The following is a 25,412-nucleotide window of genomic DNA, read 5'->3' as shown; positions in this document are numbered from 1 at the left end:
AAATGAATTTAAGAAAATTACTGGAACATATTGATTTTTTGGAGGTACACGGAAAAACCGACCGTGAAATTGATAGTGTTGAATTCGATTCACGTAAAATTAAAAAAGATTCGGCGTTTGTAGCCCAGCGCGGACTGCATGCCGACGGGCACCGGTTTATTCCCGCCGCACTTGAAAATGGCGCTGCAGTAATTTTTTGTGAAGAATTGCCGAAAGAATTACCTGCCGGTGTTACGTTTGTTTCAGTAAAAAATTCCGGTTTGGTTTTGGGAAAGCTGGCCGCAGCTTTTTATGGTTTTCCTTCAAAAAAAATGAAAGTTGTGGGTGTTACCGGAACAAACGGCAAAACCAGCATTGTTACTTTGCTCTACCGGCTTTTTAAACAGCTGGGGCATAATTCCGGTTTGATTTCCACTATTTCCTACATGATAGACGATAAGGAAGACACTGCCACGCATACAACACCCGATGCGTTGCGCATTCAGCAGCTAATGGCGCAAATGGTTGAAGCCGGCTGCGAATATTGCTTTATGGAAGTAAGTTCGCACGCGGTGCAGCAACAGCGTATTGAAGGAATTGAATTTGCCGGCGGCGTGTTTACCAATATCACCCACGATCATCTGGATTACCATAAAACTTTTGCGGCTTACATTAAAGCCAAAAAGCAGTTTTTCGATAATCTCACTGAATCGGCGTTTGCACTTACCAACATCGACGATAAAAACGGGCGGGTGATGGTGCAAAATACAAAGGCCAAAGTAATTACCTACTCCAACCGGGCACTGGCCGATTATCACTGCAAAGTGATTGAAACCCATTTTAACGGAATGATGCTCAACCTAACCGGCCGCGAAGTGTGGACACGATTTGTGGGGAAATTCAATGCATCCAACCTGCTGGCTGTTTTTGCGGTTGCCGTAAATCTGAACCAGGATGAGGATGAAGTACTGACACACCTCAGCAACCTCGAGCCGGTAAAAGGGCGTTTTGAAACTGTTCGCAGCAACGATGGAAAAATGGGGATAGTGGATTATGCCCACACACCCGATGCATTGAAGAATGTTTTGACGGCCATCTCGGGAATTCGTTCGGGAAACGAGCAGGTAATTACCGTGATTGGTGCAGGTGGCGACCGCGACAAAACAAAGCGCCCCGAAATGACACAGGAAGCCATTGCCGGAAGCGACAAGGTAATCCTGACTTCCGATAACCCGCGCACTGAAAATCCCGCGCAAATTATCCGCGATATGGAAACGGGAATTGGGGCGGCCGACAATAACAAAGTGATCTCTATTGAAAACCGGAGGGAAGCAATAAAAACAGCAACGCTGATAGCACAGCCCGGTGATATAATTCTGGTAGCCGGGAAAGGCCACGAAAGTTACCAGGAAGTTAACGGTGTGCGGCACCATTTTGATGATGTGGAGGAGTTGAAAAATTGTTTTGGTATAAGCGAATAAAGGCAAAAAGCTATGCTCTATTATTTATATGAATTACTGGCTGAACACGATATTCCCGGGTTGGGGATGTTTCCATACCTCTCCTTTCGGTCAGGGGCAGCCATTATTTTATCACTGGTGATTACACTTGCCTTTGGTAAAAAAATGATTCGCCTGTTGCAGCGCAAGCAAATTGGCGAAGAGGTACGCGATCTTGGTCTCGAAGGACAGCTGCAAAAGAAAGGGACTCCCACAATGGGCGGGTTGATAATTCTTGCAGCCATAATTATCCCCACATTGCTTTTTGCCCGGCTGGATAATATTTACATCCTGCTGATGCTCATAACTACTGCTTTTCTCGGCCTCATTGGCTTTATCGACGACTACATAAAAGTATTCCTGAAAAATAAAGAAGGGCTGGCCGGGAAATTTAAAATTCTGGGGCAGGTGAGCCTGGGGCTTTTTGTGGCTGCCACTCTTTTCCTGAGCGATGAAGTTAAAGTTCGCCAACATGTACAGAGCGACAGTGGCACGGATTTAACACAGGTCATTACAGATCCGGTTACGGGCGAGCGCTCTACAAAATTTGTAACCGAAGATGTGAAATCAACCAAAACAACCATTCCGTTTTTCAAAAGAAATGAGTTTGATTACCAGTGGCTTGTGGCATTTGCGGGCAACGCGAGTTCATGGCTGAAATGGGTCATTTACGCAGTGGCCATTATTTTAATAATCACTGCCGTTTCCAATGCCGCCAATCTTACTGACGGCATCGACGGGCTGGCAGCCGGCACATCGGCGATCAGTGGCGTTACACTTGGTGTGCTGGCTTATGTGAGTGGTAATATCATTTATGCCGATTACCTGAATATCATGTACATACCAAGTATTGGCGAGTTAACCGTATTTATTGCAGCTTTCATTGGGGCAACAATTGGGTTCTTGTGGTATAATTCGTTTCCTGCGCAAGTGTTCATGGGCGATACAGGCAGTTTGGCGCTCGGTGGAATTCTGGCTGTTTTTTCAGTTATCATCCGCAAGGAAATTTTAATCCCGCTGCTTTGTGGAATTTTTCTCATAGAAAATCTGTCGGTTGTGATTCAAGTGTCGTGGTTTAAATATACCAAAAAGAAATATGGCGAAGGACGCCGGGTGTTATTGATGAGCCCTATTCATCACCATTACCAGAAAAAAGGAATACCGGAATCGAAAATAACAACGCGCTTCTGGATTGTAGGAATCCTGTTGGCGGTTTTAACAATTGTAACATTAAAAATCAGGTAAGTTGAAAACCAAAATTGTCATACTCGGAGCTGGTGAAAGCGGGGTGGGTTCAGCCATTCTCGCACAAAAGAAGGGGTATGCCGTTTTTGTTTCCGACCTGGGGAAAATTAAAGAGAAATATAAAAACGTTCTTTCACAGAAAAAAATTGATTTTGAAGAAAGCAGGCACTCCGAGTCAAAGATTTTGGAGGCGGAAACAGTAGTGAAAAGTCCCGGGATACCGGAAACGGCCCCACTCATTCAAAAATTGAAAAGCAGACAGATTCCGGTAATTTCTGAAATTGAGTTTGCCGGAAGGTTTACGAATGCCAAAACCATTTGTATTACCGGCAGCAATGGAAAAACAACAACAACACTGCTTACCTATCACATTCTCAAAAATGCGGGGTTAAATGTGGGGCTGGCCGGAAACGTGGGGCAAAGTTTTGCCTGGCAGGTAGCTGAAAAACAGCATGATATTTATGTGATTGAGCTCAGCAGTTTTCAGCTCGACGGAATGTTCGATTTTAGGGCCGATGTGGCTGTTTTGCTGAATATTACTCCCGACCATCTCGACCGGTACGGAAACTCGATGCAAAACTACACCGATTCCAAATTCAGGATTATTCAAAATCAACGCGCTAACGATTATTTCATTTTTTGTGCGGATGATGAAATCATTCAAAAAGAAATAAAAAAACGAGAGATAAAACCTGTTGCGGTTCCTTTTGGAGTTTCAGACCCAAAGTCGCCGGGAGCAGGCATTGCAAACAATAAGATGATTATTAATATTAACCAAAAACAATTCAGTATGTCTATTCTGGATTTATCATTACAGGGGAAACACAATACTTACAATTCCATGGCAGCAGGTATTGCCAGCATGGTTTTGGAAATCCGCAACGACCAGCTCAGGGAAAGCCTCTCCGATTTTAAGGGAGTGGAACACCGCCTGGAGCACTTTTTAAAAGTGCACGGAATTGAGTTTGTAAATGATTCCAAGGCCACCAATGTGAATTCCACCTGGTACGCGCTGGAAAGTATCCGGCAACCCATTGTATGGATTGCGGGAGGAATCGACAAAGGCAACGATTACAGTATGTTGCACGCGCTGGTAAAAGAAAAAGTAAAAGCCATTGTTTGTCTGGGAAAAGACAACTCAAAATTGCATGCGGCTTTTGACGGCATTGCAAAAAATGTGGTGGATGCAGCGAGTATGGAAGAAGCTGTTAAGGCAGCCTACTACCTTGCCCGCAATGGCGACACCGTTTTGTTGTCGCCCGCCTGTGCCAGTTTCGATTTGTTTGAAAACTATGAAGACCGTGGCGAACAGTTTAAAAACGAAGTAAGAAATTTGTAAAAAAGTATGGTTGCACAATCGAAAATATTCAAGGGCGATCGTGTTATCTGGGTTTTGCTTTTGCTGTTGTCGCTGTTGTCGCTGTTAATCGTTTACAGCTCCACTGGTGCATTGGCTTACCGCCAGGCTGGGGGGAATACGTTGTATTTTCTGGTGCGGCAGCTGTTTTTTATTGGGGCCGGGTTAGGGCTAATGCTGGTAATGGTCAATTTCCTGTCGGTTAAAATATATTCCATCGTCGCCAATCTGCTGATTTACCTGAGCATTGGACTTCTGCTTACCACAGTTGTGCTTAATTTTGCAGGAATGCTCGAAGGCAGTGGCCGTACTCTCGATTTGGGATTCATCTCTTTTCAACCGGCTGAACTGGCGAAAATTGCTTTGATAATGTACACCGCAAAAGTGCTGGCCAAAAATCAGAAAACCAAAGGTGATCTTAAAAAAGCATTTCTGAAAATAATAATTCACTCTGTACTTGTTTGCGGAATGATTTTCGTATCCGATTTTTCAACCGCAGCCTTGCTTTTTGCTGCCATTTTTGCCATGATGTTTGTGGGACGTATTCCTTTTAAATATTTGTTTTTGGTTATAGGAACCGGAATTGTGTTGGTGGTGGGAATTTATTTCCTGGCCGATCAGTTCCCCGGTGCCCCGGCAAGGGTACATACTGTAAAAGGGCGTATCGACAGGTTTGTTTTTGGAGACCCCGATGCAGAAAAAGGAATTACACAGGCCGATTACGCCAAACTCGCCATTTATGAGGGCGGGCTGTTGGGAAAAGGACCGGGACATTCGGATGTGAGTAATTACATGGCGGCAGCTTATAACGATTTTATTTTTGCCATTATTGTTGAAGAGTACGGATTGATTGTCAGTACAATAGTGATGTTTCTGTACCTCGTTTTCTTTTTCAGGAGTGTGGTTATTGTGCGACGGGCTACCCGGACCTTCCCTGCATTCTTGGTAACTGGATTATCATTGGTGCTGGTTTTCCAGGCCATGATAAACATCGGGGTCTCAACAGGCGTGCTGCCGGTTACCGGGCAACCGTTGCCGTGGGTGAGCCTCGGTGGCACATCGTTGCTATTTACCTCGGTGGCTTTCGGGTGTATATTAAGTGTGAGTTACCAGAATCAGGTAAATCGCAAAATTGAAAAGCCTGCTGTGCAGGTAAATGTACCCGACGAGGATTATGAAATGGGACAAGAAAAAAAGAATGAAGATTGAACGCGTAATAATAAGTGGTGGTGGTACCGGCGGGCACATTTTCCCTGCCCTGGCCATTGCAGGCGAAATCGGCAACCGTTTTCCGGATGCTGAAATTTTGTTTGTGGGCGCTTTAGGCCGCATGGAAATGGAACGCGTGCCTGCTGCAGGATATAAAATCATCGGTCTGCCGGTAATGGGGTTTCCCCGCAAACCGGGATTGAAGATGCTGAAATTTGTGACCAGTCTGTTGAAAAGCAACCGCCTGGCCAAAAAAATTATAAACGAATTTAACCCACAAATTGCAATCGGGGTGGGCGGTTTTGCCAGTGGCCCGCTTTTGAGGGCTGCTGCAAAAAAGCAAATTCTCACACTCATTCAGGAACAAAATTCCTATGCCGGAATAACCAACCGGCTGCTGGGCAAAAAAGCCGGGGCAATTTGTGTGGCATACGATAAAATGGAACGCTATTTTCCGGCAGAACAAATTGTGTTTACAGGCAATCCGGTGCGTGAAAACCTGCTTAAGAAAATTGATGATCGGAAAGAGGCACTTTCTTTTTTCGGATTGAAGGAAGAAGATAAAGTGGTTTTGGTTATCGGAGGCAGCCTCGGGGCACGTTCCATAAATAATGCCATGCTGAAAAATGTGGAAGTCATGGCCAAATCAGGGGTGCAGTTCATCTGGCAAACCGGTTCCATCTACTATTGCGAAATCACGGAAAAGATGAAAGATGCCACACCGGATAATTTGCACATTCATGAATTTCTTTCAAGAATGGATTTGGCGTATGCCGCTTCCGGAGTGGTTATTTCGAGGGCAGGGGCCGGAACTATTTCGGAGCTTTGCCTGGTGGGCAAACCATCCATATTGGTGCCATCGCCCAACGTGGCAGAAGATCATCAAACCAAAAATGCAATGGCATTGGCCGAAAAAAATGCGGCCATAATGATTCCTGATCATAAAATTGACGAACAATTGCTGCCCGAAGCCATCCGGTTGATTAACAACCCAGAGGAGTGCAGCCGGCTGTCGTTAGAAATAAAAAAACTGGCAAAACCCGATGCAACCCGTCATATTGTTGATGAAGCAGAAAAACTATTGAAACGATGAGCTACCTTCAAGACATAAAGAATGTGTATTTCCTCGGTATCGGGGGGATTGGGATGAGTGCCCTGGCCCGGTATTTTAAATTTACCGGGCGGAATGTGGCGGGCTACGACCGCACACAAACCGCGCTTACCGATGCTCTTCAGCAAGAGGGAATTGATGTGCATTACGATGATGATATCCGGAATATTCCCTCCAGATGGAATCCGGGTGAAACACTCGCTGTTTTTACTCCCGCACTTCCCGACGAACACAGCGAACTCTCATGGTTCAGGGGAAAACCGATTGGTTTGCTGAAACGTGCCAAAGTACTGGGTTTGATTTGTAACGAGAAGAACGGAATTGCAGTAGCCGGCACCCACGGGAAAACAACCGTGAGCACAATGACGGCCAACATTCTTGACAAAACAAAAGCAGGATGCGGTGCATTTTTGGGCGGAATTTCCAAAAATTTCGGAAGTAATTTATTGCTGCCCAATGAGGATTCGCCATGGATTGTTGCCGAAGCCGACGAATTTGACCGCTCGTTTTTGCACCTTCAGCCATTGCTGGCCCTGGTCACGTCACTCGACGCCGACCACCTCGATATTTACGGGGAAAAGGAAAAAATTGTAGAGTCGTTTGAAAAGTTCATTTCACAGATAAAACTGGGCGGGAAATTATTACTGAAAAAAGGAGTTGAGCTGAATACGCAAAAAACATCAGCCCGGGTGTTTTCTTATGCATTAAAAGAAAATGCGGATTTCAGTGCGGTGAATTTAAAATTGAGCAGCGAAGGTGGTTTTTACCAGTTCGATTTGAAAACTCCGGAAGGGATAATTGCCAACTGCAGGCTCAATTATCCCGGATTGATAAATGTGGAAAACGCTGTGGCAGCTGCAGCACTGGCCTTTTTGGCAGGTGTTTCGGCCGACGAAATTAAAAGCGGGCTGGAAGATTACCAGGGAGTGTTGCGTCGTTTCGATGTGCGTTACAAAAGCGACAGCCAGATTTACATCGATGACTACGCGCACCATCCGGCTGAGCTAAAAGCGGTTATTTCTTCGGTAAAAGCATTGTACCCCAGCCGGAAAATCACCGGCATTTTTCAGCCGCACCTTTACTCACGCACCCGCGATTTTTCAGCTGAGTTTGCAGCCAGTCTTGATTTGCTGGACGAAACAATCCTGGTTTCCATTTACCCGGCCCGCGAAGAACCAATAGAAGGGGTGAGTTCAGCGATAATTTTTGAAAAGATGAAGAATGAAAATAAAATTATGGCAGAGAAGGAAGATGTGGCTCAACTTCTTGCCGAAAGAGAAACCGATGTGGTGCTTACAATGGGGGCCGGAAATATTGACGGAATCGGGCCACAAATAATTGAAGTGCTTAAAAATAAACAGAATGTTGCGTAAGTTATTAAAACTGACAGGTTCCCTTGTGCTAATCGCCTTTTTGGTGGTTACATTGTCCTTTTCTGCAAGAGAAACAAAGGACGTAACCTGTGGCAATATTGAAATTGAATTACAGGAAAATGAGCTCATAAAAATAAGTAAAGACGAAATTACCCGGTTGGTCAGGTCGGCCGATGACCAGCTTGTTGGCAAGAACCTGCAGCTTATAAATGCCGATTCCCTCGAAAGAGCGGTGGAAAAACATCAGGCCATTCAAAAGGCTGAAATTTATAAGGTAATCACGAAAGACAGCGTGGGTTATCGTGGTACATTAGGTGTTAAAATTAAGCACAGGGAACCAGTAGTACGGATTATGTCATCAGAAGGAAGGTATTATCTCGACCGCAATGGCGAGGTAATTCCTACTTCGGCCAATTATACGGCCAATGTTTTGGTTGCCACCGGGTATTTTTCTGAACAGTTTGCCAAAACGCAGCTGCTCCCGTTTGTGTTGTTCATCGAAGAAAATCCCTTTTGGAAGGCGCAGGTGGAACAGGTGCATGTGGAGCAAAACGGCGATGTTTTGCTGACTCCACTCGTTGGAGACCACATAATTGAAATGGGCTCGCTTGAAGATTATCCGCAGAAGCTGCGCAATATGAAAGCTTTTTATCAGCAGATAATGGCCGGGAACAATTGGAATATGTACCAAAAATTAAGTGTAAAATACAAAAATCAGGTAATCGCAAAAAAAAGATAATATGGCTTCAAAAATCAATTATTCGGTTGTTGTTGATATCGGCACATCAAAAATGACTGCTCTTGCCGGACAAAAAGACAGCGAAGGGAGGATGGAAATTCTGGGCGCTTCAAGCTTTCCTTCAAAAGGCATAAAACGCGGGGTGGTCTTTAATATCGAAGAAGCCACCATTTCGTTGAGATATCTGTTAAACGATTTGCTTGACCAGGTGGGGGGCAAAATCAAAACGGTTGACATTGCCTATGCCGGGCAACCCATGAAAATATACGAACACAAAGGAACCCGCCTGACTTCGGGCGACGGAGTGGTGACTGAAAACGATGTAAATGAATTATTCAATGAAGCCGGAAAATTAAAGGTGGAAAAGGATTTTAAACTTCTTCATGTTATACCGCAGTCGTTTGTTATTGATAATGAGCCGGTGGAACTTAGTCCCGTGGGGATTACCGGACAGAAAATTGAAGCTACTTACAAATTAATAGCCGTACCCGAAATTCACATTACCAATTTTGAGCGGGTGCTCGATAAAGTTGGAGTTGAACTGGGGGAAGTTGTGTTATCGCCAATGGCAACAAGCGAAGCCGTTTTAACAGAAGACGAAAAAGAACTGGGCACTATTTTGCTCGATATGGGTGCCGGAACCACCAAGCTGGCTGTTTTTAACGAGGGAACAATGATTCACACCGCAGTTATTCCATTTGCCGGAGATGTGGTGACCAACGATATTAAAGAAGGTTGTTCAATTCTCCCGAAATGGGCAGAGCAACTGAAAACTCAGTACGGACAGGCACTTGGCGATTTTGCCGACGAACAGAAAGTGGTTACTATTCCCGGTCACAGCGGATGGGAACCTAAAGAGATTTCATTTAAAAGCCTGGCTTTTATTATTCAGGCACGCATGGAAGAGATTATCGACAGTGCTTTCTACCAGGTTGAAAAATCGGGTATTGCCGAACAACTGGGCTCCGGAATTGTCCTTGCGGGCGGAACTGCCTCGCTGAATAACCTGATCTCGCTGGTTAAATTCCGCACCGGAATGGATACCAGGTTGGCTTTCTCCGTTGTTCGTGCCTCTTCAAAAGCTGAAATTATTGAAAAGCCTGATTTCTATACCGCACTGGGCCTCATGAAAATGACGCTCGAAAAAGTTGATCCGCTGCCAAAGGAGAAAAAGCGAAAACCAAAAAGGAAGAAGAAAGATTCCGGCATTTCTCCCTGGCTGAAAAACGTAGTGCAAGGTGTACTCGATTATGTTGATGACGATGATGATGTTGCATTGAATTAAAAATTAATGATATGACCGAATTAGTAAATTTTCAATTTCCGCGGACTTCATCCACCTCCATTATTAAAGTTATTGGAGTGGGTGGAGGTGGCTGCAACGCGGTCAGTCATATGTTCCAGGAAGGAATTGCCGGTGTCGATTTCATTATTTGTAATACCGACGGCCAGGCAATGGAAAACAGCCCTGTGCCAGTAAAAATTCAACTCGGTGTTACTTTAACCGAAGGCCGCGGTGCCGGCAATCAGCCGCAAATGGGCGAGGAAGCAGCACGCGAAAATTACGAAGACCTGAAAAATGTACTGAAAGAGAACACCAAAATGTTGTTCATTACCGCAGGTATGGGAGGTGGCACGGGTACAGGTGCAGCCCCGGTAATTGCCCAGTTGGCCAGCGAACTCGACATCCTCACCATTGCTGTGGTTACTGTTCCCTCGCCCGCAGAAGGCAAAAAACGTTTCGGCCAAGCCATGGAGGGTATTGAAAAATTGGGTGAATATGTTGACAGCATGCTTGTGGTAAGCAACCAGCGTCTGCACAATATTTTTGGCGATTTACCTGCCCGGCAGGCCTTTAAAATGGCCGATAACATTGTGGCTACAGCAGTAAAAGGAGTCGCCGAAATTATTACCCTGCATGGAAATGTGAACATTGATTATACCGATGTTTATACCGTAATGCACAACAGCAACGTGTTCATTATGGGCACAGGTGTTTCTTCGGGCGAAGGCCGTGCCATGAAGGCTGTAAACGAAGCGCTTGAATCGCCGCTGCTCGACAGCAACGATATTTACGGAACACAAAATATTCTGCTCAACATTATTTCGGGCAAAGATGAAATTACCATCGGCGAAATAGGTGAAATAATTGAAGTGTTGCAGGAAAAAGCCGGCCAGGATGCGGATATCATTTGGGGCAACGGCTACGATGAATCGCTGGAGGAAGAAATCAGTGTAACCATTTTGGCAACCGGATTTGTAACCAACCCGAACCAGTTGCTGCAACCTAAAAAAGAGCCTGAAAAATATAATCTGGAAGAGGAAAATAATGAATCCCTGGAGAGGGAAGAAGAACCCGTTGAGGTGGAAGCAGGGGCAGATTTCAGGGAAACCCTGAGCGAAGCTGGAACGAAAGAGAATGAAGGGAAAATGGGTGTTAGGGAAGAAAAGAAAAAAACGCCCAAAACATTAACTGACAGGTCTATATTTTCAACCAAACGAAATAAACGAAAAAAGAAAAAACAGAAAGCCAATGAACCGGTTGCACAGAGCAATATTGACAATTGGTTTTATAAGAATTTTGGATTGGGAAAATTGTTCGAAGACGACGACCAGTCGATGGATGAATAGTTTCAGTTTAACCTTAAAAAGACAGTAAAATGACAGAAAATATGGCAAATTTCACATTACCGACAAATCCAGGCGCTGAAATCAAAGTAATTGGCGTTGGCGGTGGCGGCGGAAATGCCTTAAATCATATGTTTAAGCAGGGAATCAGAGATGTTGATTTTGTGATATGCAACACCGATGCGCAGGCTCTCGATGCCAGTCCGGTGCCCACCAAAGTGCAACTGGGATCATCGCTTACCGAAGGCCGTGGTGCAGGTAACAAACCCGAAGTGGGCAAGCAGGCTGCCATCGAAAACATCGAAGACGTAAAACAGGCGCTTTCAGAAAATACAAAAATGGTTTTTGTAACTGCCGGAATGGGGGGCGGAACAGGCACAGGCGGGGCTCCCGTAATTGCCGAAGCGTGCAGTGCCGAAGGGTATCTCACCGTTGGCATTGTAACCATTCCTTTCCGGAACGAAGGGAAACGGCGCATAAAACAGGCCATTGATGGAATTGCTGAACTGGAAGGTCATGTGGATGCTTTGCTGGTGATTAACAATGAACGCATTCGTGAAATGTTTGGCGATTTTGGTATTTCGGAAGCTTTTTCGAAAGCCGACAATATTCTGGCCACAGCAGCCAAAGGAATTGCAGAAATTATTACTGTTCCGGGGTATATCAATGTTGATTTTGCCGATGTGGAAACCGTGATGCGCAAAAGCGGTTTGGCCATTATGGGAACAGGAGTGGCAAGCGGCGATGAGCGGGCAACCGAGGCCGTTGAATTAGCTTTGAGTTCGCCGCTGCTGAATAATAACGACATTCGCGGTGCAAGAAATATTCTGCTCAACATCACATCCGGCACTAAAGAAGTTACCATGGACGAAGTGGGGCAGATTACCGATTACCTGCAAAATATGGCCGGGTTTGATGCCGACCTGATTTGGGGAAACGGAAAAGATGAAACTTTGGGTGACGATATTTCGGTTACTTTAATCGCCACAGGTTTTGGGAACAGTTCAATTCCCGAAATTACAGGCGAGCGAAAAGTTGAAAAAGAACCCCATCATCTTAATGAGGTGGATAATAAGGGAGAAAATTTCACAGAAAAGAAAAAGCCGGGCAAAACGACTTTCACTTTATCCGATCAGCAAACATTAAGTTTTAGCGGAAAGGATGATTCGCCAGACGGGTCTGCTGAAGATGACCTGGAATTTGAGGTGCTTTATCCGAAAACCAATAAAGCCCGCAAAAATATTGAAAACGCCAAAATGGATTTTTCTTCGGCATCGGATGAAGATTTGGATGAACTCGAAAATATTCCGGCATACAAACGCCGGCAAATGCGCATGAATGATCCGAAGTACAAAAAAAAATTGTCGAATTATTCGGTAAACAACGAAAATAAACTAACCGATAAAAATTCGTACCTTCACGGACAGGTTGATTAACACAGAAAAACAAAAAATTATGTCACTTTTCGATCAGATTAATAACGACATGAAAGAGGCCATGAAGGCCCGTGATAAAGTTAAACTGGAAGCACTTCGAAACATTAAAAAAGTAATGCTCGAAGCCCGGGCAGCCAAGGGCGCCGGTTCGGAATTAAGCGAGGAAGAATCGCTGAAAATAATTTCGAAGCTGGCCAAGCAGGGTGCCGATTCTGCCGAAATTTACAAACAGCAGAATCGTGAAGATTTGGCAGAGCAGGAAATGGCGCAGGTAAAAGTTTTTGAAAACTACCTGCCGGCAAAAATGAGCGACGAAGAATTGACAGCGGCAGTAAAAGGAATTATCGAAAAAACCGGCGCTTCCTCCATGAAAGATATGGGGAAGGTGATGGGATTAGCTTCCAAAGAGCTGGCGGGAAAAGCTGACGGCAAAGAAATTGCCGCCAAGGTGAAGATGTTGCTACAATAAACTAACCGTCATCATCGTCTTCTTCTGAAATCTGATCGGCTACGTGGTCAAGGTCGGCATATTTGTCTTCGTAATCCTGTTTCACATTGTCTTTCAGAAAACCATCATCGTCGAAGTCGTCGTCTTCGTCCACAATTTGAACCGCTTCATTTTCAGTCATCCGGAGCATGTAATATCTGTCTTCGGTTTCAAAAGGAAGTGCGGTGACTTTCACCCCGTTTTTATCGAAAAAATGAATGAGGTTTTCGGCAAATCCATCCGCGTAAACAAATTTAATTTGTTCCTGTAAATCTTTGTCGAGTTTATTGTAATCTTTGATAACTCTTGGTTTGTTAGGTGTCATAATCGTTTGTGCTATTTAGTTAATAATCAGAAATCAGAAAACGTTAAATGCATTTTTGTTTATCGATTTTAACCAATCGTGAAGTTGTTAAAATCGTTGTAAATCATACCAACAAATAAATGTGTTAGATTTGATATATACAATAGTTCGGTGATTTTTTTTAACGTTTTTTTTGCCTGCGGATTCTCCCGTAAATACAATCCTTGTCTTTGCACCACTCGCACTGGTAACCTATTTGTTTACAGTTGGTTCCAATGCCGGTTATTCCGCTGACTGATTTGATGGGATGCATTAGTGAGGAGGGGGATAGCTGAATTCCGCAAAAACCGGCAGGCAGAAGCGAGAAGAGCTTTTGCTGTTCGGCCACGCTCCAGCTGCAATACCCCGGCGAAAAGGCATCGGTAATTCCCATGCCGGATTCGCGAACCAGTGCCGCAATTTTTTCCTGGATTTTTTCTACTGTTTTATCGGCAATTTGAGAGCCAATCACATCCAGCACATAGGCCAGTAGTTCATTTCCTGATTCAGTTTGTTTTTTAGTGAAAATTGAAATCTCTTGTCCGGCAGTGCAGGCAAAAAGTGCAGCTGAAGTAACATTTTTCAGCCGTGACACAATAATTTTTCCGGGATTGAAATACTGATTTTTTATACGAATGGTTTTCTTTTCGCGATCCACTTCAACCTGTTCAAAAATTATAAATCCGCCTTTGATTGCACAAAGCGATGGAGCTTCATTTAAGCCTTCTTTAATTAATTCCGGAAAGGGGTCGGGTGATTTCCCCGGGGCAAAACCCAACAGTTTTTCTATTTCTCCGGGTTGTATTTGAAGTTCTTCAATAGAGAAAGTGTAGTTTTTTATAACGGATGACATTTCTGGTTCGATTAATTAACCGGATTGCAAAGTAGTAAAAAAAGAAGTTGAATTGGGGAATTGAACTTGAAATTCGTGGTGCGGGAATTGGAGAAGAGATTCAAAAAAAAGAGGAAATACACAGGTAAATCCTCTTTTAAAACAGTGCAGTTTGTTTTTATTATTTTTCGGTAATTTCAATTTTGTCAATCACGTCGCCCGGGCGAATTTTGTCAATAACCTCGAGTCCTTCGGTTACTTTACCAAAACAGGTGTGATGTCCGTCTAAGTGTTTGGTGTTTTCGCGGTTGTGGCAAATAAAAAACTGTGAGCCGCCGGTGTCTTTTCCTGCATGTGCCATGGAAAGTACGCCGCGGTCGTGGTATTGGTTGCCGCCATCGGTTTCACATTTAATGGTGTATCCCGGGCCGCCTGCACCTGTTCCGTCGGGGCATCCGCCCTGGATTACAAATTCCGGAATTACCCTGTGAAAAGTAAGCCCGTCGTAAAATCCTGATTCGGAAAGTTTCACGAAATTTTCTACTGTTCCGGGTGCATCGTCATCGTAAAAATCCACTTTCATTACACCTTTGGCAGTATGTATTGTTGCTTTTGTCATTTAGAATTGTTTTAATATTCGGGCGCAAATGTAAGAAAATAAACTGATTTCTGAATTTGCTGTTGTTTCATCGGGAGCTAATTAATATCTTTAGAAACAAATATACAAGCCACTTTAGCTCAGTTGGAAGAGCAGCTCATTCGTAATGAGCAGGTCGCGGGTTCGAGTCCCGTGAGTGGCTCGAAGAGACGCGCCGGGACGAGAAGTTTATCCGGCTCCTGACGGAAGTCTCGTGAGTGGCTCGGGTTTTCACTTAATCAATGTTTTAAGCATAAAAAAGGGATCAGCATATTGCCAACCCCTTTGTTCTTAAAATTTTTTAAAGCAGAAATTAAAAGTCATTCAGAACACTATCCAGTTTTGTATTAATTTCTTTGAGGTCTTCCTCAAAGCTGGCCCTGAAATCATCCCATTCTTCTTCTGAGGTATTTTCAATTTCATTTAACCGTTCGTTCACTTCAATACGTTTTTCCTGGATCTCATCCAGCATCTCTTTTTGTTGGTCTGTAAGTCCTTCACCTTTTTCTTCAATCTGTGCATTCAGCTCGCGAACTTTATCATTAATGGCTGAAAATTCCTCGCTGACCATACTCTTCAGGTCATTTTGCATTTCCATGAATTTTGCACTGATTTTTTCCTGTGTGCTGGTTTCTTCATCTTTTTGATTTTGCTGCCCGGAGTTGCACGCTGAAAATGTAAAAGCACTTATGCTAATAAATACTGCTGCTAAAATTTTGGTAATCTTTGACATCATAATCATTTTTTTTGTTTTTGTAATTTACAATTATTACGGTTTTGATTTTTGATTGTTATACTATTTTCCAAAAAATATGAAAAATGCAGTAAGAAATAAAAACAGGGAGGATAGATCCCGTAAGATTTAATGGTTTTTAACATTAACCATGATGCCAGTTAAAAGATGGAATAAATTTTTTATGCAAATGCTTCGATATTCACCAACTCTCCTTCCATCGAAAAATCGGAGGAGCCAGTGATTTTTACATCGGCAAACTGCCCGGTTAAATTTTTGTCGTCCGATGGAAAACGTACAATGAGCTTGCCTTCGGTGAGCGATGTCAGATAACCTTCTTTTCGGTCGGCACCCCGCACCAGCACACGCACCTTTTTACTTTCGAGTTGCCGGTTGTAAACCCGGTTGTGTTTTCGCAGTTCTTCAGTAAGAATATGCAACCGCCGTTTTTTCTCCTCCAGAGGCACATCGTCGTCCCAGCGGTGACTGGTGGCTCCCGGTCGAGGAGAGTAAATTGCTGTATAAGACATGTTGAATTTGAACTCTTCCATGGCAAGCCGTGTATTTTCAAACTGCTCTTCCGTCTCGCCGGTGAATCCAACAATGATATCGGTAAACAACGTTGCTTCAGGAATCAAGCGACGGATGGAATGCACAATTTCGCGGTATTTTTTCATGTTGTGCTTGCGGTTCATTTTAATGAGCACTTTATCGTCGCCACTTTGCATGGGCAGGTGGATTTGTTTGGCCAGCACCGGATAGTGGGCAATCACTTCAATCACTTCGTCGGTCATGTCGCGCGGATGTGGAGAAGTAAAATAAACCCAGAATTCTTTTTTTATGCGGTTCCCGAGTTCTCCAACCTGCCTGAGCAATTCGGGGAAAGTAATTTCTTCTCCTCTTTTATCCAGGCCATAGGAGTTGACATTCTGCCCGAGTAGTGTAATGGATTTGTAACCCTGCGAGACCAGCAGTGCTACTTCGGCAAGTATGTCTTTGGAGGGGCGTGAAACTTCCCTTCCGCGGGTGTAAGGTACAGCACAAAAAGTACAGAATTTGTCGCAGCCGTTTTGAATGGGAATGAAGGCCTCAAAACCCGATTGGTACGAAGGTTTTACATCCCAAAACTGTTCGATGTTTTCGTTGTGCGGGTCAATTCCGGTTTTCAGGTGAATGGAAGTTGTTACTCCGTAACGGCTAATCATTTCAGGCAGTTGCGGCAGATCTTTCATCTGAAAAGTAATGTCGAAAAGTTTCAGGAATTTTTCATGGTCGTTGGGCAAAATACATCCCGAAATAAATGTGATGAGGTTTTTATGGTTTTTCCACTTGTTCCATTTGTGGATACGCGAATACACTTTGTCAATTGCTTTTTGCCGCACTGAGCAAGCCAGAATTCCAATCAGGCCGGCTTCTTCCTCGTTGTCGGTCCAGGTGTAACCGGCTTTGTCAAGTACAGAGATTACCCGCTCGCTGTCCGACAGATTCATCTGGCATCCTAATGTTATTAAATGGTACTTCATAATATCTTCTAAAAATAAACTTCAGTATAAATATTTTGAACTTCAATTCCTTTTTCGGTGAGAATATCAAAGGCCTCCTGGATCATTTCACTGTTTCCACACAAGAAACACTGGGTATCGCTTTCCAGTTTTTGGGTGGCAAGGAATTGCGTCACCCTGCCCATAAAGTTGCCGGTTTTATCGCCTGTGGTGCAAAGTGTAATGTTTTGTTTATTGAAATCGTGGTGTTCATAAGCCTCCTCCCCAAATCTTACGCCGTGAACCAGATGGTAGTCAAGGGAGGGATAAGTTTTCACGAAACTGTGAAACGGGCTGATTCCGGTTCCTGTGGCCACAAACAGGAATTTTTGCGAGGGAAACATTTTGGGATTGAACCGGAAAAATCCAAACGGGCCATCCACTTCCAGTTGATCGCCGGGTTGCATTTTTTTTAGTCGGGGTGTCACTTTTCCCTCGGTTACTTCACGTACCAACACTTCCAGAAAATTGTCTTTCGCGCCGCTGTAAACCGTGTATTCGCGTTGCTCAATGGTGCCCGGGCGACGCAAAATTACAAATTGCCCGGTATGGAATGGCAATTCCTTGCGCTCCAATTGTAACACGAAAGTGGAATCAGTGAGCTGCCTTACTGCTGTTATTTGATGTAGCTTCAATTTTTCTGTTTTTTGTTTTCTGAATTCAGTGGACAAAAATACAAAAATATCTTTTATTGAAGTCGCTGAGATTTTTTATCATTACCGGCAAGAACTTTAATCCTTAACATTTTTTATCTTTGAAGTTGATATACTTAAATAAAAACATATACCTGAAATGAAACAATTAACATACAGAATTCTTCTAAATCCTGAACCTGAAGGCGGATATACTGTAACAGTTCCGGCCCTGCCCGGTTGTGTTACCTGGGGCGAAGATATAGATCATGCTATTGAAATGGCAAAGGAGGCCATTGAAGTATACATTGAAAGCATGGTGGCCAGTAATGAAAAAGTACCTGATGAATCGAAAACATTGGAATACGCATTAACCCTTAATGCAGCGGTATGAGTACCATCCCGTCATTAACACCTAAAAAATTGACAGGAATTCTTTCAAAAAAAGGATTCAATTTAGATCGTGTTAAGGGGAGTCATCAGGTATGGATAAACCAAAAAGATGGAAAACGCGTAATTGTTCCGATGCATAAAAAAGATTTACCGATTGGAACGCTTCATGCTATACTTAGACAAGCAGGAATTGATAAAAGTGAAATATAATACTCATCAATAGGTGGAAAATAAAAAGGGGACCGTTTCCGGCTCCCCTCACTATTCATCTATTCAAAAAAAATTATTGTTCTACGGGATTGCTACTTCCATCTTCGGGCTTCCCGCTTTCGTTTTCCATCTTCTTAAAGCGACTCCCCAAAATCTTCCTTGAATTTAGCCATCAGTTTTTCTGGCCAGTCGCCTTTTGCTTTCAGGCGGCCCATAAAAAAGCGCAGCAGCGGCGGTTCCTCCACCCACTCAAGTCCACCAACAAGCTCGCGGTTTTCGTAGAGCCATTTCACGCGGTCGATGACAAACTTAGTTTGCGAGAGTGTAAAAACCCGTCGAGGGAAAGCCAGGCGGAGCAGTTCCACATCTGCCGGAATGTCGTCGCCGTTTTCGTCGCGTACACTGGAGATGGTTCCCCTTTCCATTCCTCTGATTCCTGAAATAATAAAAAGTGCCGTTGCCAGCGCCCCTGCCGGATAATCGGTTTGCGGAACGTGGGGCAAAAATCCCATCGCATCGATGTGGCAGCCCAGTGCTCCCGGCGGTGTTATTACCGGAACCCCGGCAGCGTCGAGTTCGTTCACGGCGTAGGCAATAAACGAAGGCGACTGGCTGATTACGGTTTCGTCGCACGTTTCATTGAGCCCAACAGCCATGGCCTCAATTTCGCGCACTGACATGCCGCCGTAAGTGAGGAATCCTTCGTAAAGTACCAGTAAATCGCGCATTTTCATGTACAGATCTTTGCTGTTGGTAACAATTCCACCACCACGTGTAGAACTCACTTTCCGGCTCGAGAAATATACCAAATCTGCATAACTGCACATTTCCAGCAAAATGTCTTTTATTTCGGCGTTTTTAAATTCTTCTTCGCGTTGTTTAATAAACCAGGCATTTTCGCCAATCAGGCTGGCATCGAGCACCATCATGGTTTCGTTTTCTTCGCAAATCTTTTTCACATCACGCATGTTCTGCATGGAAAAAGGCTGGCCCCCAATCAGGTTTGTAGAGGCTTCCATGCGAACAAATGCCACTTTTTCTTTTCCGTAGGTACTGAAAACATCTTTCAGTTTATCAATGTCGATATTTCCTTTGAATGGTTTATCGCTTTTTATTTGCAGCGCATCGTCGGCATAAATTTCAAGCACCTTGCCACCGTTCAGTTCCATGTGTTCTTTTGTGGTGGTAAAATGGTAGTTCATGGGAATTACTTCGCCTTTTTTTATGAATGCCTGCGATACAATATTTTCTGCGGCGCGTCCCTGGTGTGCCGGCAAAACGTAGTGCTTTCCAAACACTTCGCGCAATGCCTTTTCCATGCGGTAAAAACTTTGCGAACCGGCATAAGCATCGTCGGCCTGTAACATCGACGAAATCTGGTTGTCGCTCATGGCGTTGGTGCCCGAGTCGGTAAGCATATCCAGAAAAACATCTTTGGTACTCAGTAAAAATGTGTTGAACCCGGCCTCTTCCATGGCAGCTTTTCTTTCTTCTATTGGTTTCAGAAAGAGTTTTTGCACCATTCTAACTTTGTGAAGTTCAACAGGAATTTGCTCGCCACTATAAAATTTAATGACGTTGTTTTGATTTGTCATTTTTCTATGGTTTATTGTTTCGAATTTTAAAAAAATCAAAAGTAATTTCTTCGATTTAAAAACTGGTATATTTTCTGCAGATGTTTTGCTGTCTGCTCGTATTTATATTCAATCAAAATAATAAGGTGAAACTGATTTCTTAAAAGTTATATAACCTGTTTAATTCCTGAAAAATATTTTTGCTTAGGTAAATTAATAATCTCAAACCGTTTAAAATACGAATACAAAAAAATATTTTTCACAAGTGCGCTTATTTTAATGCATCTGCTGCGTTGCGAAACCTTTGAAATAGAAAACTATGTCTGCAGGTTCCGACGCCTTGCACCTGCATCAAACTAAACGCATGAATTAAACAGGATAAATCAGGGGCAAGCCGGAACGCAGAAAAGTATTTTGAAATGGGGGTTTTATAAAAAGCGTAGCGTTAAATACCCAATAGCCGGGAGATGCCACTTAATAATTCAAACGCTGGTGAACCGGCAAAACACGATTTGCAATTTGTGTACATCCACAAACAATCAATTAAATCGGTGAGCATGTGGAAAAGCAATCCGATACCTATTATATTGAATGGTTTTCTGAAAAAAAGCAGGAGACCGTAAACTCCCATTGCATAATAGGTGTGCAAAATATGAAAATTGATGCTGCAACGGTTGGCCTCAAAAATGGGAGTGGCCAGCAGGTGGTCTAAATCAACCAGCATGGTGGCCAGTAAGATTAAATAGACTTTTTTCCACTCTTTTCTGAAAAATACAAAAGCAATAAGGAGAGGAAAAACGAGGTGCAAAAAGTAATGAACAAATTGTTGCATCAGCTCAGTTGGTTTTAGATTTTTTTTGCATGCTGCCCAATTAAATGTATATCAGCTCCAATATTTTCTCCAGCCAGCGGGCATCCACTTCGTTGAATGCACCTTTCAGGTTGCTGTCCACGTCCAGCACGCCAATTATTTCCCCTTGGCGGTTTTTCAGCGGAACCACAATTTCGGAATTGGAGCGCGAGTCGCAGGCAATGTGCCCCGGAAACTGGTGCACGTCTTCCACCACAACGGTTTCTTTTTTGTTAAAAGCGGCCCAGCAAACGCCTTTGTTTTTTTCAAGGATTTGGCAGGCCACCGGCCCCTGGTACATGTTCACGGTCATTTGGCCGTTTTCCATAACATAGAAACCTGTCCAGAAAAAAGTGTCCATTTTGTGGTGCAAAACCGCAATAATGGTGGCCATCCGGGCAGTGGGACTTTTGCTCTTCCGGGCAAGCTCGCTTAGTTGTTTGTATAATCGGGAATATCTGCCTTCTTTTTTGTTTTTATCCATTTGAATTTACCTGCTGATTTCTATCTGCGAAAGAACAAAAAATGTGTAATTTAGTTGAATAAAATTTGAAAAATATGCAACGCCTTGTTACTGATCCAAATGAAAAACTGTGGGGAATGCTGACCCACCTGCTGGCATTTTCAACATTTGTGGGAATTCCACTGGGCAATGTGGTTGGCCCGCTAATTATTTACCTGATCAAAAAAGATGAGTATGAGTTTGTTGCCGAACAGGGAAAAGAAGTGCTAAATTTTCAGATTACCTGGTCCATCATTTTTATTGTTTCGGCCATTTTAATAATTGTTGGAATTGGGTTAATAATGTTGATTGGATTTGGAATTGCCTGGCTGGTTTTGGTGATTTTAGGTAGTGTGGCAGCCAATAACGGGGAAAGCTACAAATACCCGCTGACGATTAAGTTTTTGAATTAAAGGTAAATCTTGTTTCTAACAATCCTCTCTTTTTCGGTAAAGGGTTGATTATTATTCTGTATCGGCTCATTCTTTTTGTAGGTTGGATTTTACTTCTTCCCAGCTTTTCCCTTCTTTAGGATTTTTGATTGCATACTGATATCTTGCTTCTAATTCTTTTACCATATCGTCCGATAACTCTGGTTCATCTTCGTGAATTTATATAAAAGAATAATCTTCCGACAATTCTTTTAGCATATTTATAATGCTTTTGGCTTTGGGATTATTTGTGTCAATCTAAACAGTGTAACTCATAGTATTTCAATTTATTTGCCGGTAAAAGCAATGCCTTACAAATATAAATATTTTTTAAGATGTGTATTTGTCTTCGATCATACATTTAGCTTCCTCATTTATATTCATTATTTTTGCACACCTTAAATGAAAATGGAATAAAAATGGCACAAAAACCTTCTATCCCGAAAGGAACGCGTGATTTTTCGCCGGCCGAAATGGTGCGTCGCAACTATATTTTCGACACGATAAAAGATGTATTTCGGTTGTATGGATTCCAGCCGATTGAAACCCCGGCCATGGAAAATCTTTCTACTTTGATGGGAAAATATGGCGAAGAAGGCGATAAGCTGCTGTTTAAAATTCTGAATTCCGGCGATTTTGTGTCAAAAGTTTCCGATGATGTTTACAATGAAAAGGACTCGGTAAAACTCACCTCGCAGATTTCAGAAAAAGGATTGCGTTACGATTTAACCGTGCCGTTTGCCCGTTTTGTTGTGCAACATCAAAATGAAATTACCTTTCCTTTTAAGCGTTACCAGATTCAGCCGGTATGGCGTGCCGACCGCCCGCAAAAAGGGCGTTACCGCGAGTTTTACCAGTGCGATGTGGATGTGATTGGAAGCACCAGCCTGCTGAATGAAGCTGAACTAATTCAAATCATCGACAAAGTTTTTAAGCGCCTGAAAATTGAAACCATTGTCAAAATCAATAACCGGAAAATTTTGGCCGGAATTGCCGAAACTATCGGAGAGAAGGAACGAATTACAGATATCACAGTCGCCATCGATAAGCTGGAGAAAATCGGGCTGGAAAAAGTGAACGAAGAACTTTCTGCGAAAGGAGTTTCGGATGAGGCCATTCAGAAGTTGCAACCCATTTTGGATTTGGAAGGTGATACTGCTTCAAAACTCGGCCAGCTCGAAGAAATTATTTCTACTTCCGGAGTCGGAGTTCAGGGGATTGAGGAGATGAAAACGTTGTTTTCTTACCTCGAAAAAATGAACCTCGCCACAAATTTTGAACTCGATTTAACATTGGCCCGCGGGCTGAATTATTATACCGGAGCTATAATTGAAGTGAAAGCAAAAGATGTGGAAATGGGTAGTATTTGCGGCGGTGGCCGTTACGACGATTTAACCGGTATTTTTGGACTGAAAGATGTTTCGGGAGTGGGGGTTTCCTTTGGCGCCGAACGTATTTACGATGTGCTGACTCAACTCGATCTCTTTCCTCCGGAATCTACTGAGACCACCAAAGTGCTGTTTGTCAATTTTGGCGAAAAAGAAGAAGCCTATTGTTTGCCGATGCTTTCCAAATTAAGAGCCAGCGGAATAAATGCAGAAATTTACCCCGACAGTGCCAAAATGAAAAAACAGATGAATTACGCCAATAAAAAGGATATTCCGTTTGTGGTACTAGCCGGCGAATCGGAAATGGCAGCTCAAAAGTTTACCCTGAAAAACATGGAAAGCGGCGAGCAAACTCTGGTTACGTCTGAAGACCTGATAAAAATCCTTTCATAGCGAAACCACAAATCCGAAATTGCTTCAAAATTCGAAGCAATGAATCATAAAATATTTCAAATTACTCCCCAAAATATAACTTACAGCGATATTCAGCATATCCTTGAAAACAATATACTGTTGCAGCTTTCAGAAGAATCTATGCGACTGATTGAGAAAAGCAAAAAGTACCTCGACCAAAAACTGGAGGAGTCGGAAAAGCCTTTGTATGGAATCAGTACCGGTTTTGGTGCACTTTGCGACATCGAAATTTCGAAAGCAGAACTGAGCAAGCTGCAGGAAAACCTGATTCTCTCCCACGCCTGCAATGTGGGGCCTGAAGTTCCTTCGGATGTGGTGAAACTGATGCTTTTGCTGAAAGCGCATGCGCTGGCAAAAGGAAACTCGGCGGTACAGCTAAAAACGGTTGAGCGGATTATCGATTTGTTCAATCACAATATTTTACCGGTAGTTTGCGAGCAGGGTTCGCTGGGCGCGAGTGGCGATTTGGCCCCGCTGGCCATGCTTTTCCTGCCGCTGCTCGGCATGGGAGAAGTTTATTATAAAGGGAAAAAGACCGAAGCCAAAAAAGTACTCGGCCAACTGGGTTGGAAACCTATTAAACTGGAAGCAAAAGAAGGACTGGCGCTTTTAAACGGCACACAATTTATGGCAGCGCACGGTGTGTATTCATTACTGAAAACCTTCCGGATTATAGATCAGGCAGATATGATTGGTGCACTTTCACTTGATGCATTCGACGGTTTGATTGAACCTTTTTCGGAAAATATTCAAAAAATTCGTCCGCACAAAGGACAGGCAAAAACGGCTGCCAATTTCAGATTCATTTTGAAGGATAGTGAAATGCAGGCCCGGAACAAAAAACACATCCAGGATCCGTATTCGTTTCGCTGCATGCCGCAGGTGCACGGCGCAGTGCGCGATGCCCTGAATTATGTGGCGGGAGTATTCGAAACCGAAATGAATTCGGTGACTGACAATCCGACGGTTTTTCCGGATGAGGATGAAATTATTTCCGGCGGCAATTTTCATGGCGAACCACTGGCACTGGCGCTCGATTTTCTGGCAATGGCAATGAGCGAACTTGGAAGTATTTCCGAGCGGCGCACTTACCGGCTGATTTCCGGGGAACGCGGATTGCCCGAATTTTTGGTGGCCAACCCCGGATTGAACAGCGGTTTTATGATTCCGCAATATGCTGCCGCTTCCATTGTCAGTCAGAACAAACAACTTTCAACGCCGGCATCGGTCGATTCCATTCCTTCATCCAACGAGCAGGAGGACCACGTGAGCATGGGGGCCAATGCGGCCACAAAAGGACTGAAAGTGGTGCTGAATACAGAAAAAATTCTGGCAGTGGAGTTGTACAATGCTGCCCAGGCAATGGATTTCAGGCGACCGGTAAAAACTTCGCCCTTCCTCGAAAAATTCCTAAAAGAATACCGCAAAACCGTTGCGTTTGTCAACCACGATGTTGTAATGTACGAAGGGATGAATAAATCGGTGGAGTTTTTGAACAGGACAAAATTCAATAAATTAGACAGTACAAATTAATCAGTTTTTGTCCAGTTTTCAATTTGTATGTTTTGAATTCTTTTAAAATGAGATTCATTATTTGTAACTAAAACCATATTATTAACCACAGCAGACACACCTATAAGTAAGTCAAAATCATCAATTGGTTTTCCTTGTTTTCTTAAACGGGCTTTTTCTTTTGCATACAAGTCTAATGAAGGTTTGCTGAAAAACAATATTAACAATTGATTGTCAATAAATTACATACAAAAAAGTCACACAATTTAGCTTCAAAGTGCAAACAAAATATTAACTTCAAGGGAAAAAGTTTGCACATCATGGTTAAATATCAATCTGTCCGGCAGTTAAAAATCG

General features: G+C 43.3%; 26 protein-coding genes and 1 tRNA gene. 17 read left to right on the top strand and 10 right to left on the bottom strand.

Annotation, left to right across the window (positions count from 1 at the left end; translation table 11 throughout):
• Positions 1-2: 2 nt before the first annotated feature.
• The 11 genes from BUC07_RS00135 to BUC07_RS00085 are packed head-to-tail and all read left to right on the top strand — an operon-like array spanning position 3 to position 13,045.
• The gene (locus BUC07_RS00135) at positions 3-1,460 is read left to right on the top strand and encodes a UDP-N-acetylmuramoyl-L-alanyl-D-glutamate--2,6-diaminopimelate ligase (RefSeq protein WP_073164332.1); all 1,458 of its coding nucleotides are present in this window, start codon (positions 3-5) and stop codon (positions 1,458-1,460) included.
• A 12-nt stretch (positions 1,461-1,472) separates the two neighbouring features.
• Positions 1,473-2,723, top strand: a complete 1,251-nt coding sequence (gene mraY / locus BUC07_RS00130; RefSeq protein ID WP_073163767.1) for a phospho-N-acetylmuramoyl-pentapeptide-transferase — start codon at positions 1,473-1,475, stop codon at positions 2,721-2,723.
• 1 nt (position 2,724) lies between these two features.
• A complete protein-coding gene (murD, locus tag BUC07_RS00125) occupies positions 2,725-4,062 on the top strand; it encodes a UDP-N-acetylmuramoyl-L-alanine--D-glutamate ligase (RefSeq protein ID WP_073163764.1) in 1,338 nt (445 codons plus the stop codon).
• Between the two features lie 6 nt (positions 4,063-4,068).
• Positions 4,069-5,289 carry an FtsW/RodA/SpoVE family cell cycle protein gene (locus BUC07_RS00120; protein ID WP_073163761.1) on the top strand — a complete coding sequence of 407 codons (1,221 nt, stop codon included), beginning with the start codon at positions 4,069-4,071 and terminating at the stop codon, positions 5,287-5,289.
• A complete protein-coding gene (gene murG / locus BUC07_RS00115; RefSeq protein WP_073164329.1) occupies positions 5,279-6,382 on the top strand; it encodes an undecaprenyldiphospho-muramoylpentapeptide beta-N-acetylglucosaminyltransferase in 1,104 nt (367 codons plus the stop codon). The genes BUC07_RS00120 and murG overlap by 11 nt, the downstream gene beginning before the upstream one ends.
• Positions 6,379-7,773, top strand: coding sequence for a UDP-N-acetylmuramate--L-alanine ligase (murC, locus tag BUC07_RS00110; RefSeq protein WP_073163759.1), 1,395 nt, complete (start codon positions 6,379-6,381; stop codon positions 7,771-7,773). Before murG ends, murC begins: the two co-directional genes overlap by 4 nt.
• On the top strand, positions 7,763-8,512 hold the full coding sequence (locus BUC07_RS00105) for a cell division protein FtsQ/DivIB (protein ID WP_073163756.1): 750 nt from the start codon (positions 7,763-7,765) through the stop codon (positions 8,510-8,512). Before murC ends, BUC07_RS00105 begins: the two co-directional genes overlap by 11 nt.
• A gap of 1 nt (position 8,513) precedes the next feature.
• Positions 8,514-9,797 carry a cell division protein FtsA gene (gene ftsA, locus BUC07_RS00100; RefSeq protein ID WP_073163753.1) on the top strand — a complete coding sequence of 428 codons (1,284 nt, stop codon included), beginning with the start codon at positions 8,514-8,516 and terminating at the stop codon, positions 9,795-9,797.
• Positions 9,798-9,808: 11 nt separating this feature from the next.
• Positions 9,809-11,143 carry a cell division protein FtsZ gene (gene ftsZ / locus BUC07_RS00095; protein ID WP_073163750.1) on the top strand — a complete coding sequence of 445 codons (1,335 nt, stop codon included), beginning with the start codon at positions 9,809-9,811 and terminating at the stop codon, positions 11,141-11,143.
• A 29-nt stretch (positions 11,144-11,172) separates the two neighbouring features.
• The gene (gene ftsZ, locus BUC07_RS00090; RefSeq protein WP_073163748.1) at positions 11,173-12,576 is read left to right on the top strand and encodes a cell division protein FtsZ; all 1,404 of its coding nucleotides are present in this window, start codon (positions 11,173-11,175) and stop codon (positions 12,574-12,576) included.
• Between the two features lie 19 nt (positions 12,577-12,595).
• A complete protein-coding gene (locus BUC07_RS00085) occupies positions 12,596-13,045 on the top strand; it encodes a GatB/YqeY domain-containing protein (protein WP_073164326.1) in 450 nt (149 codons plus the stop codon).
• A gap of 1 nt (position 13,046) precedes the next feature.
• On the opposite strand, the gene BUC07_RS00080 is transcribed toward BUC07_RS00085, so the two are convergent.
• The 3 genes from BUC07_RS00080 to BUC07_RS00070 form a co-directional block, all read right to left on the bottom strand.
• Positions 13,047-13,388 (bottom strand): hypothetical protein, encoded by a 342-nt coding sequence (locus BUC07_RS00080; RefSeq protein WP_073163745.1) that lies wholly within the window; start codon positions 13,386-13,388, stop codon positions 13,047-13,049.
• A gap of 160 nt (positions 13,389-13,548) precedes the next feature.
• Positions 13,549-14,259: a vitamin B12 dependent-methionine synthase activation domain-containing protein gene (locus BUC07_RS00075; protein ID WP_073163741.1), complete on the bottom strand. Its 711-nt coding sequence runs from the start codon at positions 14,257-14,259 to the stop codon at positions 13,549-13,551.
• A gap of 160 nt (positions 14,260-14,419) precedes the next feature.
• The gene (locus tag BUC07_RS00070) at positions 14,420-14,857 is read right to left on the bottom strand and encodes a peptidylprolyl isomerase (RefSeq protein ID WP_073163738.1); all 438 of its coding nucleotides are present in this window, start codon (positions 14,855-14,857) and stop codon (positions 14,420-14,422) included.
• Positions 14,858-14,965: 108 nt separating this feature from the next.
• Here BUC07_RS00070 and BUC07_RS00065 point away from each other — a divergent pair.
• Positions 14,966-15,038, top strand: a tRNA-Thr gene (locus BUC07_RS00065).
• A 150-nt stretch (positions 15,039-15,188) separates the two neighbouring features.
• Here BUC07_RS00065 and BUC07_RS00060 read toward each other — a convergent pair.
• From BUC07_RS00060 to BUC07_RS00050, 3 genes are all read right to left on the bottom strand, one after another.
• Positions 15,189-15,611 (bottom strand): sll1863 family stress response protein, encoded by a 423-nt coding sequence (locus tag BUC07_RS00060; protein WP_139279425.1) that lies wholly within the window; start codon positions 15,609-15,611, stop codon positions 15,189-15,191.
• 179 nt (positions 15,612-15,790) lie between these two features.
• Positions 15,791-17,131 (bottom strand): tRNA (N6-isopentenyl adenosine(37)-C2)-methylthiotransferase MiaB, encoded by a 1,341-nt coding sequence (miaB, locus tag BUC07_RS00055; RefSeq protein WP_073163732.1) that lies wholly within the window; start codon positions 17,129-17,131, stop codon positions 15,791-15,793.
• Between the two features lie 8 nt (positions 17,132-17,139).
• On the bottom strand, positions 17,140-17,784 hold the full coding sequence (locus BUC07_RS00050) for a ferredoxin--NADP reductase (protein WP_073164322.1): 645 nt from the start codon (positions 17,782-17,784) through the stop codon (positions 17,140-17,142).
• Positions 17,785-17,941: 157 nt separating this feature from the next.
• On the opposite strand from BUC07_RS00050, the gene BUC07_RS00045 reads away from it, so the two are divergent.
• Both BUC07_RS00045 and BUC07_RS00040 read left to right on the top strand, forming a co-directional pair.
• Positions 17,942-18,175, top strand: coding sequence for a type II toxin-antitoxin system HicB family antitoxin (locus BUC07_RS00045; protein ID WP_073163730.1), 234 nt, complete (start codon positions 17,942-17,944; stop codon positions 18,173-18,175).
• Positions 18,172-18,384: a type II toxin-antitoxin system HicA family toxin gene (locus BUC07_RS00040; RefSeq protein WP_073163727.1), complete on the top strand. Its 213-nt coding sequence runs from the start codon at positions 18,172-18,174 to the stop codon at positions 18,382-18,384. The genes BUC07_RS00045 and BUC07_RS00040 overlap by 4 nt, the downstream gene beginning before the upstream one ends.
• A 134-nt stretch (positions 18,385-18,518) precedes the next feature.
• On the opposite strand, the gene BUC07_RS00035 is transcribed toward BUC07_RS00040, so the two are convergent.
• From BUC07_RS00035 to BUC07_RS00025, 3 genes are all read right to left on the bottom strand, one after another.
• Positions 18,519-19,979, bottom strand: coding sequence for a tryptophanase (locus BUC07_RS00035; protein WP_073163724.1), 1,461 nt, complete (start codon positions 19,977-19,979; stop codon positions 18,519-18,521).
• A gap of 424 nt (positions 19,980-20,403) precedes the next feature.
• Positions 20,404-20,790, bottom strand: coding sequence for a DUF6122 family protein (locus tag BUC07_RS00030; protein ID WP_175552431.1), 387 nt, complete (start codon positions 20,788-20,790; stop codon positions 20,404-20,406).
• Between the two features lie 40 nt (positions 20,791-20,830).
• Positions 20,831-21,292, bottom strand: a complete 462-nt coding sequence (locus BUC07_RS00025) for a GAF domain-containing protein (RefSeq protein ID WP_073163718.1) — start codon at positions 21,290-21,292, stop codon at positions 20,831-20,833.
• A 74-nt stretch (positions 21,293-21,366) separates the two neighbouring features.
• Here BUC07_RS00025 and BUC07_RS00020 point away from each other — a divergent pair, with 74 nt between their 5' ends.
• The 3 genes from BUC07_RS00020 to hutH all read left to right on the top strand — a co-directional run bounded on the left by BUC07_RS00020 (position 21,367) and on the right by hutH (position 25,076).
• A complete protein-coding gene (locus BUC07_RS00020; protein WP_073163715.1) occupies positions 21,367-21,723 on the top strand; it encodes a DUF4870 domain-containing protein in 357 nt (118 codons plus the stop codon).
• Positions 21,724-22,160: 437 nt separating this feature from the next.
• Complete coding sequence (gene hisS / locus BUC07_RS00015) at positions 22,161-23,522, top strand: histidine--tRNA ligase (RefSeq protein WP_073163712.1); 1,362 nt, start codon at positions 22,161-22,163, stop codon at positions 23,520-23,522.
• Between the two features lie 39 nt (positions 23,523-23,561).
• Positions 23,562-25,076, top strand: a complete 1,515-nt coding sequence (gene hutH, locus BUC07_RS00010; protein ID WP_073163708.1) for a histidine ammonia-lyase — start codon at positions 23,562-23,564, stop codon at positions 25,074-25,076.
• On the opposite strand, the gene BUC07_RS00005 is transcribed toward hutH, so the two are convergent.
• Positions 25,073-25,246 carry a PIN domain-containing protein gene (locus tag BUC07_RS00005; RefSeq protein ID WP_139279424.1) on the bottom strand — a complete coding sequence of 58 codons (174 nt, stop codon included), beginning with the start codon at positions 25,244-25,246 and terminating at the stop codon, positions 25,073-25,075. The two genes, hutH and BUC07_RS00005, sit on opposite strands and share 4 nt — an antisense overlap.
• Between the last annotated feature and the right edge of the window lie 166 nt (positions 25,247-25,412).

The sequence above is a fragment of the Tangfeifania diversioriginum genome, from assembly GCF_900141875.1.
GTDB classification, from domain to species: domain Bacteria; phylum Bacteroidota; class Bacteroidia; order Bacteroidales; family Prolixibacteraceae; genus Tangfeifania; species Tangfeifania diversioriginum.
The sequence above is the reverse complement of the archived record's forward strand: the minus strand, read 5'-3'. Positions and strand labels throughout refer to the sequence as shown.

Coding starts and splice junctions, on each gene's coding strand:
- BUC07_RS00135 (WP_073164332.1), top strand. CDS start 3: ATGAATTTAAGAAAATTACTGGAACATATTGATTTTTTGGAGGTACAC.
- mraY (WP_073163767.1), top strand. CDS start 1,473: ATGCTCTATTATTTATATGAATTACTGGCTGAACACGATATTCCCGGG.
- BUC07_RS00120 (WP_073163761.1), top strand. CDS start 4,069: ATGGTTGCACAATCGAAAATATTCAAGGGCGATCGTGTTATCTGGGTT.
- murG (WP_073164329.1), top strand. CDS start 5,279: ATGAAGATTGAACGCGTAATAATAAGTGGTGGTGGTACCGGCGGGCAC.
- murC (WP_073163759.1), top strand. CDS start 6,379: ATGAGCTACCTTCAAGACATAAAGAATGTGTATTTCCTCGGTATCGGG.
- BUC07_RS00105 (WP_073163756.1), top strand. CDS start 7,763: ATGTTGCGTAAGTTATTAAAACTGACAGGTTCCCTTGTGCTAATCGCC.
- ftsA (WP_073163753.1), top strand. CDS start 8,514: ATGGCTTCAAAAATCAATTATTCGGTTGTTGTTGATATCGGCACATCA.
- ftsZ (WP_073163750.1), top strand. CDS start 9,809: ATGACCGAATTAGTAAATTTTCAATTTCCGCGGACTTCATCCACCTCC.
- ftsZ (WP_073163748.1), top strand. CDS start 11,173: ATGACAGAAAATATGGCAAATTTCACATTACCGACAAATCCAGGCGCT.
- BUC07_RS00085 (WP_073164326.1), top strand. CDS start 12,596: ATGTCACTTTTCGATCAGATTAATAACGACATGAAAGAGGCCATGAAG.
- BUC07_RS00080 (WP_073163745.1), bottom strand. CDS start 13,388: ATGACACCTAACAAACCAAGAGTTATCAAAGATTACAATAAACTCGAC.
- BUC07_RS00075 (WP_073163741.1), bottom strand. CDS start 14,259: ATGTCATCCGTTATAAAAAACTACACTTTCTCTATTGAAGAACTTCAA.
- BUC07_RS00070 (WP_073163738.1), bottom strand. CDS start 14,857: ATGACAAAAGCAACAATACATACTGCCAAAGGTGTAATGAAAGTGGAT.
- BUC07_RS00060 (WP_139279425.1), bottom strand. CDS start 15,611: ATGATGTCAAAGATTACCAAAATTTTAGCAGCAGTATTTATTAGCATA.
- miaB (WP_073163732.1), bottom strand. CDS start 17,131: ATGAAGTACCATTTAATAACATTAGGATGCCAGATGAATCTGTCGGAC.
- BUC07_RS00045 (WP_073163730.1), top strand. CDS start 17,942: ATGAAACAATTAACATACAGAATTCTTCTAAATCCTGAACCTGAAGGC.
- BUC07_RS00040 (WP_073163727.1), top strand. CDS start 18,172: ATGAGTACCATCCCGTCATTAACACCTAAAAAATTGACAGGAATTCTT.
- BUC07_RS00035 (WP_073163724.1), bottom strand. CDS start 19,979: ATGACAAATCAAAACAACGTCATTAAATTTTATAGTGGCGAGCAAATT.
- BUC07_RS00030 (WP_175552431.1), bottom strand. CDS start 20,790: ATGCAACAATTTGTTCATTACTTTTTGCACCTCGTTTTTCCTCTCCTT.
- BUC07_RS00025 (WP_073163718.1), bottom strand. CDS start 21,292: ATGGATAAAAACAAAAAAGAAGGCAGATATTCCCGATTATACAAACAA.
- BUC07_RS00020 (WP_073163715.1), top strand. CDS start 21,367: ATGCAACGCCTTGTTACTGATCCAAATGAAAAACTGTGGGGAATGCTG.
- hisS (WP_073163712.1), top strand. CDS start 22,161: ATGGCACAAAAACCTTCTATCCCGAAAGGAACGCGTGATTTTTCGCCG.
- hutH (WP_073163708.1), top strand. CDS start 23,562: ATGAATCATAAAATATTTCAAATTACTCCCCAAAATATAACTTACAGC.